The sequence below is a fragment of the Klebsiella sp. MPUS7 genome, from assembly GCF_009905335.1.
GTDB lineage: Bacteria > Pseudomonadota > Gammaproteobacteria > Enterobacterales > Enterobacteriaceae > Klebsiella > Klebsiella grimontii.
Map to the genome: position 1 here is coordinate 5,300,583 of NZ_CP047604.1, position 17,866 is coordinate 5,318,448.

Genomic DNA, 17,866 nt, shown 5'->3' on the forward strand with positions numbered 1-17,866 from the left:
TCTTGGTATTGGCTTTTTATTCATGTTACTTGTTTGTACAGGGATTGTTGTTTTGTTATGTTTATAAGGGAAATGATTACGTATTTTAATAATTCTTTTAAATCTACCGCCATACCCACCTCCTCTTCAACACTCTTGAAGTATATCAGTTTAACGTTCTCTGTAATATTTCGGCCATTATGTAAAGATAAGGAAAAATCATGATAAACTATTATGAATATCTTGAGCTGGATATGAATGCCAGCGTTGATGAATTAAACCATGCGATACAAAAAGTAAGTGAACGTGATGATGCAGATTTAAAATTCATCCGCGAAATGAAATCCATTTTGTTAAACGATGAAGCCAGGGTACTGTATAATAATAAATTGATTTCTTTTATTGTTGGCGATAGAAAAAAGTCTGATTTGGTAAGCGCTGAGAATATCCGTACATTATTAAATATAGACAACTCGTCGTTACATGACAAATATATCTGGATTGCAACTGGATTGTTTGTTGTCGGCGTTTTATCTGCATGTTTGTTTAGTTTAGCTGTCAACTATACGGTTAATCTGTTCGTTATGATTGCCCTGGTTATTTTGTTCTATATGGACTGGAAGCTACTGGATAAACATGGTAAGGCATGTTTTTCAAAATGGTGGATTCTTTTTTCGCCAGTTTATATTGCTAAACGTTGTAAAGCCGTTGGTCAGGGAAAAATGCTGTTGCTGGTCTGGCTTGGCATCTGGATTGTATATGGCATCGGGAACTTTGCGTTCAACGGTAGCAAAGCGATGCTAGAACGTACAGCATGCGAGGTGGTAACGGATATCTATCATAAACAGTTACGTCAATACTCGCAGCAATGTGAGAATGTAACGTTAACTGAAAGTGAAGGGAAGCAGCACTATGGATTTGCTCAACTTAGTGATGGTACAACTAAAGATATTATCGTGACAGAACAATCAGATGGTAAGATTGTTGTATATATTGAATAGGTATTTCTGAGGCAAAGCACTTACCTCTGGGGTAAGTGCTTTTTATATATTATTTATTTTTAGAGAAAACAGTATGAAATTTTTAAAGAAACTGAAATATGTAATCACTCTGGGGGTAATAACCGTCTCCTGTTCAGTAATGGCATCACCATATGGAGATTCAAATGTTCTGTTCGGGTGTATCATAAAAGGTAAAACCACTAAAGAGGTGGCTGTGTTGAGGAATAATAATGAGGTCACTTATTTATTCGGTAAATCGGATATTAACGGAGGTGGTGGGGTTATTCCTGAAATTACTTTGGTAAAAAATGTGATCCAGTTAAGTCAGGCCTGGAATTACAGTAGGGTTGAGGGGGTGTCAATACATACATTGAACATACCAGAAAACGAGTATACTTACTCTGTTTCTTATATCGACGATGGAAAAAATACTGATGGGGAAATAACTGTTTTAAAACAGGGGAAAGAAATCAGTACGATAAAATGCGATGATGTCTGGGAACAACATCTGGGTGACAGCAATATGATGCATGGTATCCCCGATGAGTCAGATTGATATATCTGGTTTGTACCAGCTCACATGAATGTGAGCTGGTACAAAAGATAGAAAGACTGACCTTGTCGGTAAATAATACTTTATAACTTCTCTAGAATCAGACTCGCTTCTCGATTCAGCGTAATGAAATCCTGCCAGCTATATTGTAAATATCCCTGCAAAACGAATAATTCATTTTTAGAGATCTTCCGACATATTAATTATGTCCTCGGAGGAGATCGCCATACTAAAGCCCTATTCTCCAAACACCAGATAATTGCAGTTCTGAAGTCCGTCGACGCCGGACGTACCGTTAGACCACAGCAGTTTGACCTGACTGCCGCTGCGGCCCCGGAAGATGAAGACATGGCCGGACATCGGATCGTCTTTCAGCATCGTCTGCACCTTTGTGGCGAGACCATTGAAGCCGTTGCGCATGTCGGTGATACCGGCAACCAGCCAGATTTTGGTGCCTGTTGGTAACGGGATCACCGTTTGAGCTCCTGTATCAGAAGAGTCAGGAGCTTTTCGCTGACAGTTCCGTTGAGGCGGAGCGTTCCGTGCCGGAATGCCACCTCACAGGTGATATTGAGGGTCTCCGGCTCTTCTGCTGGCAGTTCTGACTGCACCACCAGTGGTCCAGCAGGGGCGTCGAGTGTTATAGGAAGTAGCTGAGGAAGGTCTGTCGAAGGCAGCAGGAGTTTACCTTCACGCCACTGCTGACGCCATTTGAACAACAGATTGGCGTTAATGCCATTTTCAAGCGCCAGTTTTGAGATGGATATCCCGGGTTCGCAGGAGGCGGCAACGAGCTGATGTTTAAACTCAGGAGAATAATTAGGGCAGCCTTTACGCCTGCCGGGAGTCACATTTTTCTGCATATCTGACACTTTGGTTCCCACTACTTATTTGGTGGACACCACTTTGTCGGATGCATCAGATTATAACCAGACGGTTCACGCTGTACGCTTACCACAAAAGAATGGATCTTGCAACTGTTAATGGTGGGTTTATCAGCATCAAGGTATCAGCATGTCGATGCTTTGAATCCACGCTACCGCCAGTGCGCAAGAGATAGGAAGGCGCTCATTTCATTATCTCTGAGCAGGACGGCGTATTGTTACCAGCTCAATACCCGGCGTGATGAACGGGTTATTCATACGCTGACTGAGCTGGCAGAACGCTATCCGCGCTACGGTTTTAAGAAGTTGTTCCAACTACTGTGCAGGCAGGGCAATAGCTGGAACCACATGCTGTAATCTTAAAATGATCCCGGTAAGTGATATCAGAGGTGGCTACCATGAAAAGCTTTGTTGGACTTGATGTTTCTCAAAAGAAAACGAGCATCTGCGTTATCGATCATGCCTGTTCAGAACACTGAATGAAGCACAGGAAATCACAGAATGCTGGCTGGGTGAAGATAACAGTGAGCGACCTCATGAATCTCTGAATAATCTGACGCCGGAAGAGTACCGACTGATGGCTGAAAAACCGGAACTCTCAAAAAGTGCGTGGAACTAAAACAGGTGTGCTTACACTTTGATTAGAAGAAATTAATGATTATCATATGCAAACCGCTTTAATTCATTGTACACAGGATTCAGGTACAATGGGTTTCATATATCCGTTTAAGCCAACAGGAGTAACACTTTATGCGTCGCTTACCCATTTATCTATTACTGGATACATCTGGATCTATGTCAGGTGAGCCTATCGAAGCCGTCAAAAATGGGATGCAGTTGCTAGAAACTACCCTTAAGCAAGATCCCTATGCACTTGAAACAGTTCATATTTCAGTGATTACTTTCGATGCATCTGCACAGCAAGTTACCCCGTTGACTGAAGTGGTTCAGTTCCAGGCTCCCGCCATTCAGGCTGGGGGACAAACATCTTTAGGTCGTGCACTGGCATTACTGGCCGATCGTATAGATGCGGAAGTGAAAAAAAATACGCCAACGGAGAAAGGTGACTGGAAACCGATGGTATTCCTGATGACCGATGGTGAGCCTACGGACGACTGGTTTGCGGGTTTACAGCGTCTGAAGCAGGTTAAAACAGGCACAATTGTTGCTTGTGCTGCCGGGATGCATGCCAATACCAATGTGCTACAGCAAATCACGGAATGTGTGGTGCAATTAGACTCTGCCAATGCAGACACCATTCGTTCGTTTTTTAAATGGGTAACCCAGTCTATAGCGGTCAGTTCTCAACATGTAGATGCAAACCATGATGTTGGCAGCTTGGGTGATCTTCCGCCACCGCCACCTGCAATCAATGTGATTAGCTAAAGTTTAATGCTGCCCATTTGCGTGGTATGTGGGCTTGTCGCGTCTTCACTCCCTGATAGCGGAGCGAGCTATAACTGTGAAATATAAAAATAAAGAATCAAGAATAAGCCAGGAAGATATTGCGCAGTTGAAGAAAAAGGCAAATAAGGGCGATGTTGATGCTCAATTTAAACTTGCTAGTCGATTTAACATTGGTGATGGAGTAGAAAGAGATTACACCAAAGCCCTTAAATGGCTTCGTGTTGCTGAGAGTAAAGGACATATTGAGGCGACTTTGATTGTTGCCAGAATTTATGAAAATGGTGATGAGCATGTGAAACAAAATCTGTTAGAGGCCATGGAGCGTTATCTGCGAATTGAAGCGAAATCCCCCATAGCACAATACCGTTTAGGTAAAATGTATGAAGATGGACGTGGTGTTGAGAAAAATGAATTAAAAGCCAAAGCGTTTTACCGCAAAGCCAGCAAAAAATACAAACTAGCGGCTGAAGCCTTAAAAAATCTAAGTCTCCATGATATTGCTAACGAACAGACCAGAATAATATCGTTAGATGAGTCAAAGCCATCGCAGAATTTTGCCCATTATTTAGAAACTAACAAGATGTCTTCGCCTCCAGTTTCCCTATTCAATGCACAATATGTGCAGGTAGATACTGATGGACAGCAGACTGCCAGCGTTGAACACCATCATACTGTAGTCAGAGAACCAAAAAATATCTCTCCCCCTATTCAATGGGAGTGCCGTGAGCCAGAACCGGGACAAAAGTGGGCGAAAGAACATCAGGCACATAAATGCGATCCGGCGCTGGGCATGTACTTTGCGCGCCGCCGGGGACGCTCGCATGAGCATGATGCAAAGTTTTGCGATGACGACGGTGATTTCTGGCAACATGAATCAGGGTGGACTGTGCTAGTAGTGGCAGACGGTGCAGGAAGCGCAGCCTTCTCCCGGGAAGGCTCTCACCTTGCCGTAACGACCGTCATAGACGAGTTTCAACAGTGGTTCACCCGGGAACATGCCAGCGAGTTGGATGCGCTTCTCGGGGACTGGCAGCAAAAACACAACGTGTTTTATCAACTGTTCTATTACAAGTATTACGATATCTGCAAAAAAATCATCACCAAAATACATGCGCTGGCAGATACAGAGTCTATTAACATCCGCCAGTTTGCGACGACACTGTTGGTTACGGTGAGTAAAACGATTGCAGGGAAAACCTACCTGACCAGCCTTTGGATTGGTGACGGTGCCATCGTCGCTTACTTACCTGGCGCATCAAGGTTATTGGGTGCAGCAGATTCGGGCACCTATGTCGGGCAAACTCGATTCCTAGATGCCAGCTACTTACAGCAGCATTTCGCATCCAGTGTCTATCTCGCCGCCATTGAGCAAGTTGAGGCGTTGATTCTGATGACAGACGGTGTGAGCGACCCCAAATTCAAATCGGATGTAGAACTGATAGATGCACAATGCTGGGATGATTTTTGGCAAGAGATCGCACCTGAACTAGCAAAAGAAACGCCAGATCTAGCTCTTCTCGAATGGCTGCATTTCTTTGAACGAGGCTATCACGACGATCGCACGCTGCTCATATCACGTAATCAGGGAATTAATACATAAAGATGAAAATCATTAAGTGCAAAACGCTGGATGGGCGGCCCGTTGAGTATGTTGACAGCGATGAGCCCTCATCAGGCTTGATGAAGGAAGTATACTTCTCCCCGGACCGAAGTTACGTGGTAGCCTTTTTTAAAAAAGAGCCTGACCCAGCCGGTATGCACCGCCTGACCAAACTGACCGGCGAATACCGTGAGCGCCTCTATAACTCCCCTAGCGGGCACTACTGGAAGGGCCTGTTCTGCTGGCCAGACGCGATTGTGAAGCATTGTGGGCGTACCGGGATCATAATGCCGGTATATCCCGACCATTTTTTCTTTGAACACGGCTCATATAAGCAGGACATGCTGAAATGGAAAACAAAGGAAAAAGAAGGAAAATGGTTTGCATCCAATAAAACCCGACAACTGCTCGATCAACGTGAACTTGGTGATTGGCTCAATTATTTACGCATCTGCCTGAAGTTGTCACGCGCAATCCGTCGTTTACACTTGACTGGCCTGGCCCACTCAGACCTCTCCTACAAAAACGTGCTGATAGATCCCGTAGGGGCTAATGTCTGCGTAATTGATATTGATGGGCTGGTCGTCCCTAAACTCTTTCCACCTGATGTGGTGGGTACTCCAGATTTTATTGCACCGGAAGTGGTGAACACCACGGGCTTGGAAAAAACAGATCCGCAGCGCATCTTACCCAGCCGTCTGACTGACCTACATGCCCTGTCGGTATTGATCTACATGTACTTGCTGCATCGCCATCCCCTCAAAGACGGGAAGAAGATCTTCGATATTGATGATGATAAAAATGACGATTTTCTGAAAATGGGAAAAGGCGCCCTGTTCATCGAGCATCCGACAGATAACACTAACAGTGTTAATTGCAGTAAGCTATCCAAAGGCCAGATTCCGTGGCATGACACCCAAAAGCGCCCTTATACGTTGACTGGTCCGTATCTGTCGAAGTTGTTCACTCAGGCATTTGTTGATTATTTACACAAACCGGCCCAGCGACCCGGCGCAGCAGACTGGGAACATGCACTTGTGGAGACCATGAACCTCTTACTACCCTGCTCTAACGAACAGTGTCAGGAAAAGTGGTTTGTCTTTGATAGCAGCCAGCCTAAACCCGGCACCTGCCCATTCTGTCAGACCCTCTACGACAAAGAGATTCCGGTATTGGATGACCTGATGTTTTTACGCAATAATCAATACCACCGCGAAAAGAAGCGCATTGTGGGATGGGATGGATTTTCACTTTTCCGTTGGCATATCAACGGATTGTTTGGCTACGATGAAAATACTTCAACTGAAGACTCAAAACGTTTGGCCTATATACGCTGTCACAACCAGCAGTGGTTACTGGTGAACGAAGGCATTGTAAACTTGCAAGATATCACAACGCCATCATCGCCGAAATTAATCGCTAAGGGCAGCTACATCCGTCTGCAAAATGGGCTAGTGCTGAGCTTTGGTAATGAGAATGGTGCGCGTAAAACACGCATCACATTGACCCGAGCAAAGGCGTAATGGATCTAGCGCGTAATCCCTGGCGACGATATCAATGAAAAAGAACAAGGTTACGATTTTGTTCAATAACCGTCCTGAAATGATTGGTGAACCTATTCAGGCTGCAAATGAGGGCATCAAATTACTGCTTGGTGCCTGGAGCAGGGATCCCTGCTGGCAGGAAAACTTGGAGGTAGAGATTTGGCTGGCTAGTGGGCAGCGGCTTTACGTTTTTAAGGATCTTACATCTGTTTCAGTGCTGACGGACATTAGCTGCGTTACGCAGGACACCTCACAGGAGACTCTGGAAGAGGTGCTCTATCGCCTATTGTGTAGCGAAGCGCCAGACAGCACACGCTTCTACCGCCCGCAAATGATAATTTTGAGTGATACGCTGGGTAATGGCGATATACTTCCCCTTGAGGAAGCCTTCAAACACTCAGCTTACACTAATTCCTGGTTCCTGTTGGCGGGCCGTGGGGACGACAAAATGCTGTTTCTGCCTTTTATGGGGGGAGTGTTCAGAATTGAAGAGCTTAACCCGCATCAGGCCTGTAATTTCATCTGTCAAGATGAACTACCTGAAACGACAATTTCGTTGCCTGAGCGGTATTGTGCAGTGGCTGAGCGCCTGCAAAGTGCAGCTGAACAGGGTCATGTGGATGCACAACTCCAACTGGCGGGGATGTATCGCCGTGGACTGGGGGTACAAAGGAGTCTTCAGAATGCCCACAACTGGTACGAAAGGGCCGCCGAACAAGGTAATACCAGCGCAATGTTCGAGCTGGGGGAACTATACTGGCTGGGTCTGATGGGTATTGCGCATAAAGAGGAAGCAAGAAAATGGTATGCAAAAGCGGCCGCTGAGGGAAATACCGAAGCGCAGTATAGGCTGGGTATTATCTGCAAATTTGGCCTTGGGCAACCCAGAGATCCCTCAGCCGCGTTTGACTGGTTGCATGAAGCCGCCAGTCATAAGCATCAGTCTGCGCAGCAAGCGCTTCGTCAGTGCAGATCTAGAGCCCTTAACGACGAATCCTTGTTTCGAATATCCTTAACGGCCCCCTTGATACATCACCATTGATACAGCTCTATTTACTTGGAAAAATCAAACGGCGGTGGCTAGCCCTATTGGTCGAGACAACCTTACAGATTTTGAGAAGACTATGATCTCTGAACTTTTTAGCGATATATCAACACGAATTTTCGTCATTTTTATCCTTATAGTTTTTATTTTTGCCATTTTTTTGGATAAGGGGGGAAAGCGAAAGCGCTTTGTTGAGTATGCGCCGACCTTAATGACCTCCTTAGGTATTTTAGGGACCTTCTTCGGGGTGGCTATGGGGCTGCTAAAATTTGATACTGGCAATATTGATCTGAGTATTATTCACCTACTCTCCGGCCTTAAAACAGGTTTTGTTGCCAGTATCTTTGGGATTACTGCCACCATTATCTTCAATGCACAGAGTGCCTGGCGATTCAAAGAAAACTACGACGAAGAATATATAAAACAGAATGAGATCTATCATTCTGTTATTCAGCAAACAGAGCTGCTAAGAGAGATTAAAAGCGGTTTGCTAGATCCTACAGATGGTTCACTGTCTGCAGAAATAAAAAAATTTAGAGCCGATCTCAATGTGCATAATCGTGAATTTGATGCCGTATTGTGGAAAAAATTTGACGAGTTTTCTTCGAACGTATCTAAAGTCGCGGGTGAGCAAATTATTGATGGCTTACGCTCCGTGGTGCGTGACTTTAATGATCATATTTTTGAGCAATTTGGTGAAAACTTCAAAGCTTTGGATGCATCAGTAAAAAAACTTGTGGACTGGCAGGCAACCTATAAAATGCAGCTTGAAATCATGGATAATCAATTCAAAAATAGCACGCGCGCGATAACCGACATAGCTACAACGCTGGACACTATTCAGGCAAGATGTGCCAGCATTCCACAAACTATGGAAGCTTTCCAGTCTCTGATGCAACACAATGAAAGTCAGCTATATGAACTCGAAAACAACTTAGAAGCCTTCATCTTAATGCGAGATCAGGCGATCATGGCCATTCCGATGTTAAAAGAGGGTGTTGAAAGCGTGAGTGGCATCATGCTCAGCTCTGCTGATAACTTACAAATGCTACTGGAACAAGCCGGACAGCGCATATTATTTAACACTGAGCGTATTAGCCTATCTTCAGAAAATAATATTGAGCAAATTAATCAATTTGTTCAGAGAGGGATGGATTCACTGGAAGAGATGAGCATGCAACTGTTTAAAATGGGTGACAGCATTAATTTTAACCTTGAAAAAGGGGCACATAAAGTCAGTGAGGAAATGGTTAATGGAATGCGGAGTATGCTTGCGGTAATGGAAACTGCGACACATAAAATCGGTGAAGAGTTTGCGGCAAGTAATGATAAAGTCCGCACATCCGTTGAGATTAGTGTACAACAGTTGAGCGATAGCTTGTCATCGACGAACAAAAAAATGATGTCCAGCATGGAAAATGGGTATCAGGACTTTAATTCTATGGCAGGGAAATCCATTGCCTCATTTAATGACATTATTGCTCAGCAACGTCAGAAATTTGAAACGGTAACAGAGCAAGAAATTACGCGTGAGCTGGAAGTGATGGGGAAAGCTCTGCTTCAAATCAGCCAAGGCTTTGTTAATAATTACGAGCAACTCATTAAGAATTATGAAGAAAGAATAACACAACTTGAATCCGATTTAGCACCTTCAGGGACCTTAGTATGAGTAAAGGTTATTTCCCCCGCTCGCGTGCAAAACAGCGGGATAGCGCTCACTGGATTTCCATGTCAGATTTAATGGCTGGCCTGATGATGGTTTTTCTTTTTATTTCAATTGCCTACATGCATTACGTCCGGGTTGAGCGAGATAAAATTAAACAGGTTGCTGTCGCCTACCAGAATACACAAGCCGCACTTTATACTGCATTAAATCATGAATTCTCGAGCGATCTCGACCAGTGGGACGCCGAAATAGATGAAAAAACACTCGAATTCCGCTTCAAATCGCCAGAGGTACTTTTTGAGGTGGGGAGCGTCGGCTTGAAACCTCAGTTCCAGAATATTTTAACGGACTTCTTCCCTCGCTATTTGAAGGTGCTTGAAAACTTTCGTAGTAATATTACTGATATTCGCATTGAGGGACATACCAGCAGTGACTGGTCTGGCGCCACGACATCTGACTTGGCATATTTTCGCAATATGGCGCTCTCTCAGGGCCGCACCACGGCTGTACTGCAATATTTATACAATATGCCAGCAGTTTCTAATCAACGCCCATGGATAAAAGATGTATTTTCTGCTGTAGGTTATTCTTCAGCACATCCTATTCTCGATGAAAAAGGAAAAGAAGACCCTGAGCGTTCAAGGCGAGTAACATTTAAGGCAGTGACCAATGCAGAAATTCAAATCCAGAAAATATTGCAGGAGTAACCTATGAAATTAAATCTGGATTTTTCCGGGCTAACTGAAATTGCGCAAAAAATGATGCCTGAAGGCATCGATTTTACACTTAGTTCATTGATGATTGATTCAGAAAATATCGATGTTAATTTTGATATGAGCAGGGAGATTGAGCAAAGCTCCAGAGATGATCACAAGAACCTGATCGGTCACTACTTATCTGATTTGGCAATAATCGGTTATCTATTAACCTTTAATGAGCGCAAGATTCTTAATAAATATGGTGCATGGATGGAAGCCCTAATTTCAGAGGAAATACCACCATTAACATCCGCCCAACGTAGATTTATTAACGTCCATAAAGGGCTAGAAGAGGTTGAAAGTGAATTTGAAAGAATATGGATTAAAGTGATTCAGGTAAGGAGTGCGTTAAAAGTATAACACTAATAACAAATATATCTAGTTGTACGTGCCATCTCAACAGTATCGGTCTGGATGCTTAACCGCTCCACATTCTCAGCGTATTGATGAAGTGGCTAAGCAACAAAGTGGGGCGAACTTCTGCTATGGAGCTTAGGTCAAACCGTCAATACGACGTTCCCTTAACGCCTACTAATTAGAAATTTTTGAAAATAGGTTGTTATATTACGGTCTTTCTTTTTTTAATCTCTGAGGGTTACATTTCTACCACTTGAAGCGAGTCACCCAGTAGTTACTTTAGATGTTGATATCCCGCAGCTTGAGGCAGAGTTGTTCATCAAATAATAGGCATTTGTACCCATTATTTGTTTCTGGTGATGACGAATTATCCGTTATTGAACACCTAATGCTTTATAAACAGCATCCACCGGATCGTCATAGAAACTGATCTGGAATTTGGAGAAAATTTCAGCAGGCACATTTGGAATATCAGAAGCCGATGCCATGTTGGATAAAGAGGCACTTCAGATGGCTCTGGGGCGAAAGTACTGACGACAGGCCTGAAGCGGGAAGCCGTGGTGTTGATGTGTGATGCGACCGGTCTGTTGCAACGCCGTGCCTCCAGGCTTACAGGTTTGTCTCTGTCGACCTGCCGTTATGATGCTCAGCGTCCGACTGCTGATGCACATTTATCAGGGCATATTACTGAGCTGGCGCTTGAACGCAGACGTTTTGGTTATCGGCGCATCTGGCAGTTGCTGCGTAAGCTGGGTCTTCACGTCAATCACAAGCGGGTATACCTATTTACTACCTTAATGGACTGAGCGTAAAACGCTGACGACGCCGTAAAGGGCAGGCGACCGAACGGTTTCCGCTTCTGCGCCCGGACGCGCCGAACCTTACATGGTCGATGGATTTCGTTATAGACGCTATGGCCAACGGTCGCAGGATCAAGTGTCTGACCTATGTGGATGATTTTATGAAGGAGTGTCTGACGGTCACCGCTGCTTTCGGTATTTCAGGCGTTCAGGTCACGCGTATTCTGGACAGCATCGCGCTATTTCGGGGCTATAGCCGCAAGCATCTGGTCTTTGTCCGCCGTATCCCGTCGGTGCGCGAGATAACTCAGCGTATTAATGCTCGCTATGATGAGATGATGGCTGAGCGATTAATTCGGCTTTGGTAACTGCCGCCGGAGGCGTTGGAGAAGTGGCGCAGTACGCGCTGGTCCCGGGAAGAGTATGAAAACCTGATATCGGAAAAGACTATCAATACTCAGGATACAGATGAGCCTGCAGAGGAGTGCTTACTGGACGATGATAGCGAAGAAAATGAAGCAAAGCTTTCCAGCAGGATCGCGGCGCTTTTCGTGACAAAAACAAGTGGCATAGTGCGGCGCACGGACTGCAGTAACGTCAGCCTGCGCTTTCGCCGTCCGGAGAGTTTGTTATCGCTGTTTCTGGAACCTGCCCGCGATGGTATTTCGGCAACTTATACACAGTATTATCGCAGAGAGTCCGGAGAGCGGATGCGTGATAGCTACAGTGATGCCGCGAGGGATATTCGTCAGGAAATGCTGGTGGAGAATTTTTCAAACTATGCCCACCCGATGCCTACGGCCTGGGGAATTATGTTCGATTTACTTCCTGAGCAGCATCAACATCAGATCAGGACATGGAAAGCGCAGCCGAACGGCATGGCGATAGTCGAGAACTTTGCCAACTATCTGCGCATTGGCTACCTGTTTGCCAGCCCGGTGATGGTCGAACTTTACTGTTGGTTTACTGAATTTAATCGTGTATCCCAGCGCGGCGATGCCCAGCAGCGCTATCTGCAATTTATTGAATGGGTGACGCCGAAATTCAAGGATTCGCTGATACTGCGTTATTTCTCGGCAGCCATCCAAACATTTGAAACGCTGTGTGAGAAGATTGTTGGCCAGCCGCTTGATAATAGCCTTTACGCCTGGCGTGAACTCAGCAGCCTGAACAGTCCGGCATGGTACGCCAGCGGTGAGTCTCACAACCGTGAGCGGCTTATACGCGGATTTAACTCGCCATTTTTCCCGGATGTGCTTGTGGCGACTTCGGTGATGCAGGAAGGCGTAAATCTGCATCTGCAATGCCATAAGGTCCATCATTACGGCATTGCCTGGACTCCCGGCGATAATGAGCAGAGGAATGGTCGCGTCGATCGCCTCTTTGGCCGCGTAAATATGTTGCTTAAAGAGGGCGGTAATGCCGAGATGGTTATTAATTATCCTTATCTCGCAAGCTCATTCGATCAGGATCAACTGGCTTCATTCATTCACCATAAGTACGTCGTGGAGGAAAAACTGGATAACTGTGAAACGCAGAGTTTCAATCGAGAAATTGATACGAAAGAGAGTACATCGGGCTGGCGTCGGTGGCTACGGAAGCCTGTCAGGGATCGCGAAGTTGAAGATCCTTACCCGGCAAAGTTTGGTCACCAGTAGTGGCGTTATTAATTCTCTGGGAAATAAACCTCGCCTCTCTAACAGAGACATCAGCCATGGCGGAATATTTCCGCAATACCGGAACGTAATCTGCTAAGGCTGGTAGCCGCTATACCATAGTGTATCATGGCTGACGGTTTTGTAACCCTTTCAGGAAACTAAACGAAGGTCAAAGGTTCCGATGCCTTCCTGATATAGTTGATATTTAGATAATATGGCAGTTTTTAGCCAGGCATTAACAATCATGTGTTGTTGCACTTACTATGTTCGGTTAAGCGGCCCTCTGATAGTATTAGAACTCTATCTGCTGAAGCGATAGTTTCAGGTCGATGAGCTATCAATAAAACAGGCATCCTTAAATTACGAAGTGTCTGGCTAATTATAATTTCGCTTTCAATATCAAGATGACTGGTCGCTTCGTCAAGCAAAAGAAACCCGGGTTTTTTATATAGTGCTCTGGCCAGTAAAATACGTTGCTTTTGGCCTCCTGATAACCCACTACCTGTTTCACCGATAAACGTCTGGTATCCCATTGGCATGGACATTATTTCTTCATCAATAAGGACTTGTTGAGCACAATGTATCATCCACTCATAATCACGGTCCTCACTAAAGAAAATAATATTTTCTGCAATCGAACCACGAAAAAGCATGTCATCCTGTAGCACAGTACCAATTCTTTTTCGAACCTGAAAATATTGTGGATGATTATGGTGGATTCCGAATACCTGAATATCCCCTTTCTCGGGCATATAAATTCCAAGAATTAGTTTTACTAATGTTGATTTACCACAGCCTGATCTTCCGGTAATAGCGACCACTTCACCTTGGTTTAATGTCAATGACACTTGCTTCAACACAGGTGATTTACTCCCTTTGTGGGTGAAGAATATTTCATTGATTAATAATGAGGGATGAGTAACTTGATCAACGACAGGGGCAACGTTTATTTCGTTCAGGGGATAATAATCAGTTTCAGTGTGTGGTTGCCGTTGTCCTTCAGCAGGAGTAAGAACGATATCAGCCAGCCGTTCGTTATACACATCCAACATACGCCAGGAAAAAAACTTATCAATCAGGCTACTAATACTGGAGGAAAAACGCCCCTGATAAGATATAAAGGCCACCAACATGCCAACGGTGAATACCCCGTTTAGCACTTTATCAGCGCCTTGCCATAACATGATAGCTGACACCAAACTACCAGTAATCGTATTGACAATGTTGTAATACATCAGCAATCGTTCCTGCCGTATGTGTGTATTTCTGCGAGCAACATTAAGATTCAACCAGGTTGCTTCTCGGTGAGCTGTTACACCATTTATTCTCAGACTCAAAATTCCACTGAGCGTTTCAAGAAAATGGCTTGACTCGCGTGCGCCGGCATCCCAAGTATCCTCTGTAGATTGTCGCAAAGAAGGGTACCAAAGTCCCCTGATAACCACATATATTAAAGATGCAAATACGGTTATCAAGGTCATTTCAGGGCTATACAAAAGCATCATAATAAAAGACGTTACAACCAGCATTACATCAAGAATGCCCTCAAGAACTTCAGTAGTAAGTACATGCTGGATGGTATCAATTGCATCGAATCGAGCATTAATACTGCCTTTACTGCGGGCATCAAACCATGAAAGAGGAAGTCGGATTAGGTGATGAAAGACTTTGGCGGTCCATTGCATGTTGAAATTAACAGACAGCGTAATACTGGCCCACTGGCAAGCTAATGAAAGCAACATTTGGGTAAATGATAGTAATAGTAGCCCAATTATTATAAGGCTTAGTAAATTACGATCTGCGGCAACGAGTACCTCATCAATTACTAACTGATTGAGGAGAGGTCCCCCAAGAGCCAATGCTTCAAGGACAAGAGCAAATGTAATGATGCGGAGCATAGCAGGTAGAAGTCCGGGAGTTTTACCTGTTAACTGTCGCAGGTTGATTTTTTTCCTCTCATCCCTGGAAGTAAATCCTACTGCTGGATTCAACTCTAGTGCGACCCCGGTAAAGTGTTTTCCTGCTTCTTTTAACGAGATAGATATTTTTCCCCTGACCGGATCGTGAATAATTAGGCGATTCCGATGAACTTTGTGCAATACCACAAAATGGTTCAAATCCCAGTGTAGAATGCACGGTAGGGATAGTGATTTAATATCTTCGGACTCCAGCCTGAGAGCGCGAGATGAAAGGTTAATGCTGGCTGCACATTCAATCAAACGCTCAAGTGTCATCCCTTGGTTACTGACACTGAAACGTTCACGTAACGTGGGTAAATCCGTCTTCAGACCGAACCAGCAGGCTATCATGGCAATACATGCCAAGCCACATTCTGCAGATTCAGTTTGCCTGATGACTGGAAGTTGTTTTTTGCCTGTCCATTTCAGTGATTCCATTACAGTTTTCCTTTTAAACTCCACAGAGGTTCTGTGAACCATTCCCAAAGGTGGCGATTATCCAGGCTCACATCACCTTCCAGAGTCATACCTGGCCTAAGAGGCTCTTTTTTACCGTAGGCCTGGATGAATGTTTTTTCAGGCTCAACGATTATTCGGTAGTGTCCCTCATTTTCCTTCCACGTAATTGGAGACACAGAAAGCAAATCCATTGGTGTCAATGTCGTACGGCTGATGTCACGAATTGAACCATATTGAACGCCAAACTTTTGATAAGGAAAAGCATCAAATCGAAGTGCTACTCTTTGTCCGGGCTGAATGAAACCAGCTTTCTGGCTCGTTGCGTAGAGTTCAATCTGTAAATGAGCATTATCAGGAACCAGTGTCATGACCGGCTCTCCAGCTTTCACAGATTGTCCTTGTCTGATAAGAATTGCAGCAACAGTTCCTGATACAGGTGAAGTCAACGTAAAATTCGCTTGTGAATTTATTTCATCCAATTGTTGTTTGATTCCCTGTAATTGTCTGTCAAGCTCGGATAGTCTGCTTTCTCCCTGAGCTCTAAGATGTTTTAGTTCATTTTCTGTTGTCTCCAACATGGAATTCATTTGTAATACGGCTTGTCGTTGATCTTCGGCATTCTGTTTAGCAGTTGAAACCTCAATCTGCTTTTGCTGATATTCTACATCTGAAACGTAATGAGTTATGTTCAGTTTTTTATAACGACCCATTACGGCGATTGCCAGACTGACCTGCTGTTCAGCTAATACAAGACGTTGCTCGGCGCTTTTGATTTGGGGATGAAGTGAAAGGATACGTGAATGATAAGCTTGCTGTTGTTGATTGTTATCATACTGCTCTTGAGACTTTTGAGAGGACAACATGGCTAATTGTAATCTTAAAGACAAACTTGCAGATGCCAGAATTCCTACCCCATGCCCATCATAATGCTCCCCACTTATATGGTATAAAGGGGCCCCTTTTTTTACATGTTCACCTTCAGATAGTATAAGTTTTGTAACGTAACCTGCATATAGTGGTGTAATTTTCACTAGTCCAGAAGAAGGCATCACTATCCCTGAAAGATGAGCTTTTCGTGTGTAGTTTCCATAATAGAAAAACAATAAAACAAAAATAAAAAGAAGTAAAGCAAGGATAGCGGTTAATGATAAAAGAAATGAGGGTGGAATTAATATTTTTCCGTATTCGTTATGACTTTGATATTTTAAGACCTCTTCCCTGAAGATTTTCATGAAATTATCTAACCTCTATCAAAACAGTTTTCGGTATATGGCCATTGCGATACTAGTAGCAAAAGCGACATTACAATATCTTAACTTTTTTCCTCAAAAACTATAAGGCCTATCTACTGTTCTCACACTTATTGTGATAATAATGTTAACTCACGCGATATCATCGATATGTTTTAATGGGGAGGGGGTGTTTTTGCAAATAAAACTTCAAATTTACAAAGAAAAAATAATCAAAAGAGTTATAACACCCTCAAAGATATTAAATAATGCTCATCATTAAAAATTAACTAAAAGTTAACATATAAGAATAAAAGGTTTGCAAAGGAATGCAATAATATCGGATAAAAAAATCCTTTACTCAAAACTCTGGCGTGGTTCAATAACATACCCGTTAAAAACAATTCAATTTGATCGCCTATATTAAAAAAACTTGCATGCGACACGGAAAATATAATTGACGTCATAATCATTGCTGCTAGAATGTTTTTTTTAAACAGGAAGCAAAAACCACCAAATAAACAGCCCCGAAAAACAATCTCTTCATAAAAAGGAACAATGAACATTAATGTGATAACTAATTGTGGTGTTAGTTCTATTGCATCAGTTGGACCATTTTTTTGAAAAAAATCATATGGCATGGTTTTCAAAATGAATGCACCAACAAATACACAGAACATTATAATTAAAGTTTTTTTATTCTGAGAAATCCTCATGTTAAATGCTTTCCGCCCTTTTAACACCAGAATATACATAAGTGCAGAAAGAAATGTTTCTACAAACAACATACTGTAAATTGCATTATCAAGACCCACATCGAAATAATTCATTAAAAACAAAGGGGTATTAAATGCCAGCATTGCCATAATGCCTACGACTATTAACTTCATTAATAACTGTTTATCATTATCGAAGTAATCTACGAAATGTATATTGTTAGTATAAAAATTCTTGATTAGATTACATTG

Annotated in this window: 14 protein-coding genes and 4 pseudogenes; 12 read left to right on the forward strand and 6 right to left on the reverse strand. The window is 43.5% G+C overall.

The window, feature by feature from the left end; genetic code table 11:
• The first annotated feature begins 200 nt into the window (after window positions 1-200).
• Together GUC22_RS24780 and GUC22_RS24785 are read left to right on the forward strand one after the other, a co-directional pair.
• Complete coding sequence (locus tag GUC22_RS24780) at window positions 201-980, forward strand: hypothetical protein (RefSeq protein WP_160183818.1); 780 nt, start codon at window positions 201-203, stop codon at window positions 978-980.
• 73 nt (window positions 981-1,053) lie between these two features.
• Entirely contained in the window at window positions 1,054-1,536 is a 483-nt protein-coding gene (locus tag GUC22_RS24785; protein WP_160183819.1) for a hypothetical protein, read from the forward strand.
• A gap of 291 nt (window positions 1,537-1,827) precedes the next feature.
• Here the strand turns inward: GUC22_RS24785 and tnpB are convergent.
• Window positions 1,828-2,007, reverse strand: a pseudogene (gene tnpB / locus GUC22_RS24790) (IS66 family insertion sequence element accessory protein TnpB); the annotation flags it as partial.
• Window positions 2,004-2,396, reverse strand: a complete 393-nt coding sequence (tnpA, locus tag GUC22_RS24795) for an IS66-like element accessory protein TnpA (protein ID WP_160183821.1) — start codon at window positions 2,394-2,396, stop codon at window positions 2,004-2,006. The gene tnpA and the pseudogene tnpB, both read right to left, overlap by 4 nt.
• Window positions 2,397-2,880: 484 nt before the next feature.
• On the opposite strand from tnpA, the pseudogene GUC22_RS24800 reads away from it, so the two are divergent.
• From GUC22_RS24800 to maoP, 8 genes and pseudogenes are all read left to right on the forward strand, one after another.
• Window positions 2,881-3,036 (forward strand): annotated as a pseudogene (locus tag GUC22_RS24800) (integrase core domain-containing protein); the annotation flags it as partial.
• A 131-nt stretch (window positions 3,037-3,167) separates the two neighbouring features.
• Window positions 3,168-3,803, forward strand: a complete 636-nt coding sequence (locus tag GUC22_RS24805) for a vWA domain-containing protein (protein WP_131930848.1) — start codon at window positions 3,168-3,170, stop codon at window positions 3,801-3,803.
• Window positions 3,804-3,879: 76 nt separating this feature from the next.
• Complete coding sequence (locus GUC22_RS24810; RefSeq protein WP_160183822.1) at window positions 3,880-5,424, forward strand: protein phosphatase 2C domain-containing protein; 1,545 nt, start codon at window positions 3,880-3,882, stop codon at window positions 5,422-5,424.
• Window positions 5,425-5,426: 2 nt separating this feature from the next.
• Window positions 5,427-6,947, forward strand: coding sequence for a serine/threonine protein kinase (locus tag GUC22_RS24815; protein WP_160183823.1), 1,521 nt, complete (start codon window positions 5,427-5,429; stop codon window positions 6,945-6,947).
• Between the two features lie 34 nt (window positions 6,948-6,981).
• Window positions 6,982-8,010, forward strand: coding sequence for an SEL1-like repeat protein (locus GUC22_RS24820; protein ID WP_160183824.1), 1,029 nt, complete (start codon window positions 6,982-6,984; stop codon window positions 8,008-8,010).
• A gap of 82 nt (window positions 8,011-8,092) precedes the next feature.
• On the forward strand, window positions 8,093-9,682 hold the full coding sequence (locus tag GUC22_RS24825; RefSeq protein ID WP_160183825.1) for a hypothetical protein: 1,590 nt from the start codon (window positions 8,093-8,095) through the stop codon (window positions 9,680-9,682).
• Window positions 9,683-9,753: 71 nt separating this feature from the next.
• A complete protein-coding gene (locus GUC22_RS24830) occupies window positions 9,754-10,386 on the forward strand; it encodes an OmpA family protein (protein ID WP_227673678.1) in 633 nt (210 codons plus the stop codon).
• A 3-nt stretch (window positions 10,387-10,389) separates the two neighbouring features.
• The gene (gene maoP / locus GUC22_RS24835; protein WP_160183826.1) at window positions 10,390-10,797 is read left to right on the forward strand and encodes a DUF413 domain-containing protein; all 408 of its coding nucleotides are present in this window, start codon (window positions 10,390-10,392) and stop codon (window positions 10,795-10,797) included.
• Between the two features lie 371 nt (window positions 10,798-11,168).
• On the opposite strand, the pseudogene GUC22_RS27660 reads toward maoP, so the two are convergent.
• Window positions 11,169-11,282: pseudogene (locus tag GUC22_RS27660) on the reverse strand (peptidase); the annotation flags it as partial.
• Between GUC22_RS27660 and GUC22_RS27340 the strand changes: the two are divergent.
• Together GUC22_RS27340 and GUC22_RS24840 are read left to right on the forward strand one after the other, a co-directional pair.
• Window positions 11,272-11,848 (forward strand): annotated as a pseudogene (locus tag GUC22_RS27340) (IS3 family transposase); the annotation flags it as partial. The pseudogenes GUC22_RS27660 and GUC22_RS27340 overlap by 11 nt on opposite strands.
• A gap of 129 nt (window positions 11,849-11,977) precedes the next feature.
• Complete coding sequence (locus tag GUC22_RS24840; protein ID WP_201746425.1) at window positions 11,978-13,252, forward strand: helicase C-terminal domain-containing protein; 1,275 nt, start codon at window positions 11,978-11,980, stop codon at window positions 13,250-13,252.
• Between the two features lie 242 nt (window positions 13,253-13,494).
• Here the strand turns inward: GUC22_RS24840 and GUC22_RS24845 are convergent, their stop codons facing one another.
• The 3 genes from GUC22_RS24845 to GUC22_RS24855 form a co-directional block, all read right to left on the reverse strand.
• Window positions 13,495-15,648 (reverse strand): peptidase domain-containing ABC transporter, encoded by a 2,154-nt coding sequence (locus tag GUC22_RS24845; RefSeq protein ID WP_160183827.1) that lies wholly within the window; start codon window positions 15,646-15,648, stop codon window positions 13,495-13,497.
• On the reverse strand, window positions 15,648-16,901 hold the full coding sequence (locus GUC22_RS24850; RefSeq protein ID WP_160183828.1) for an HlyD family secretion protein: 1,254 nt from the start codon (window positions 16,899-16,901) through the stop codon (window positions 15,648-15,650). Before GUC22_RS24850 ends, GUC22_RS24845 begins: the two co-directional genes overlap by 1 nt.
• A 287-nt stretch (window positions 16,902-17,188) precedes the next feature.
• Window positions 17,189-17,788: a CPBP family intramembrane glutamic endopeptidase gene (locus GUC22_RS24855; RefSeq protein ID WP_160183829.1), complete on the reverse strand. Its 600-nt coding sequence runs from the start codon at window positions 17,786-17,788 to the stop codon at window positions 17,189-17,191.
• Between the last annotated feature and the right edge of the window lie 78 nt (window positions 17,789-17,866).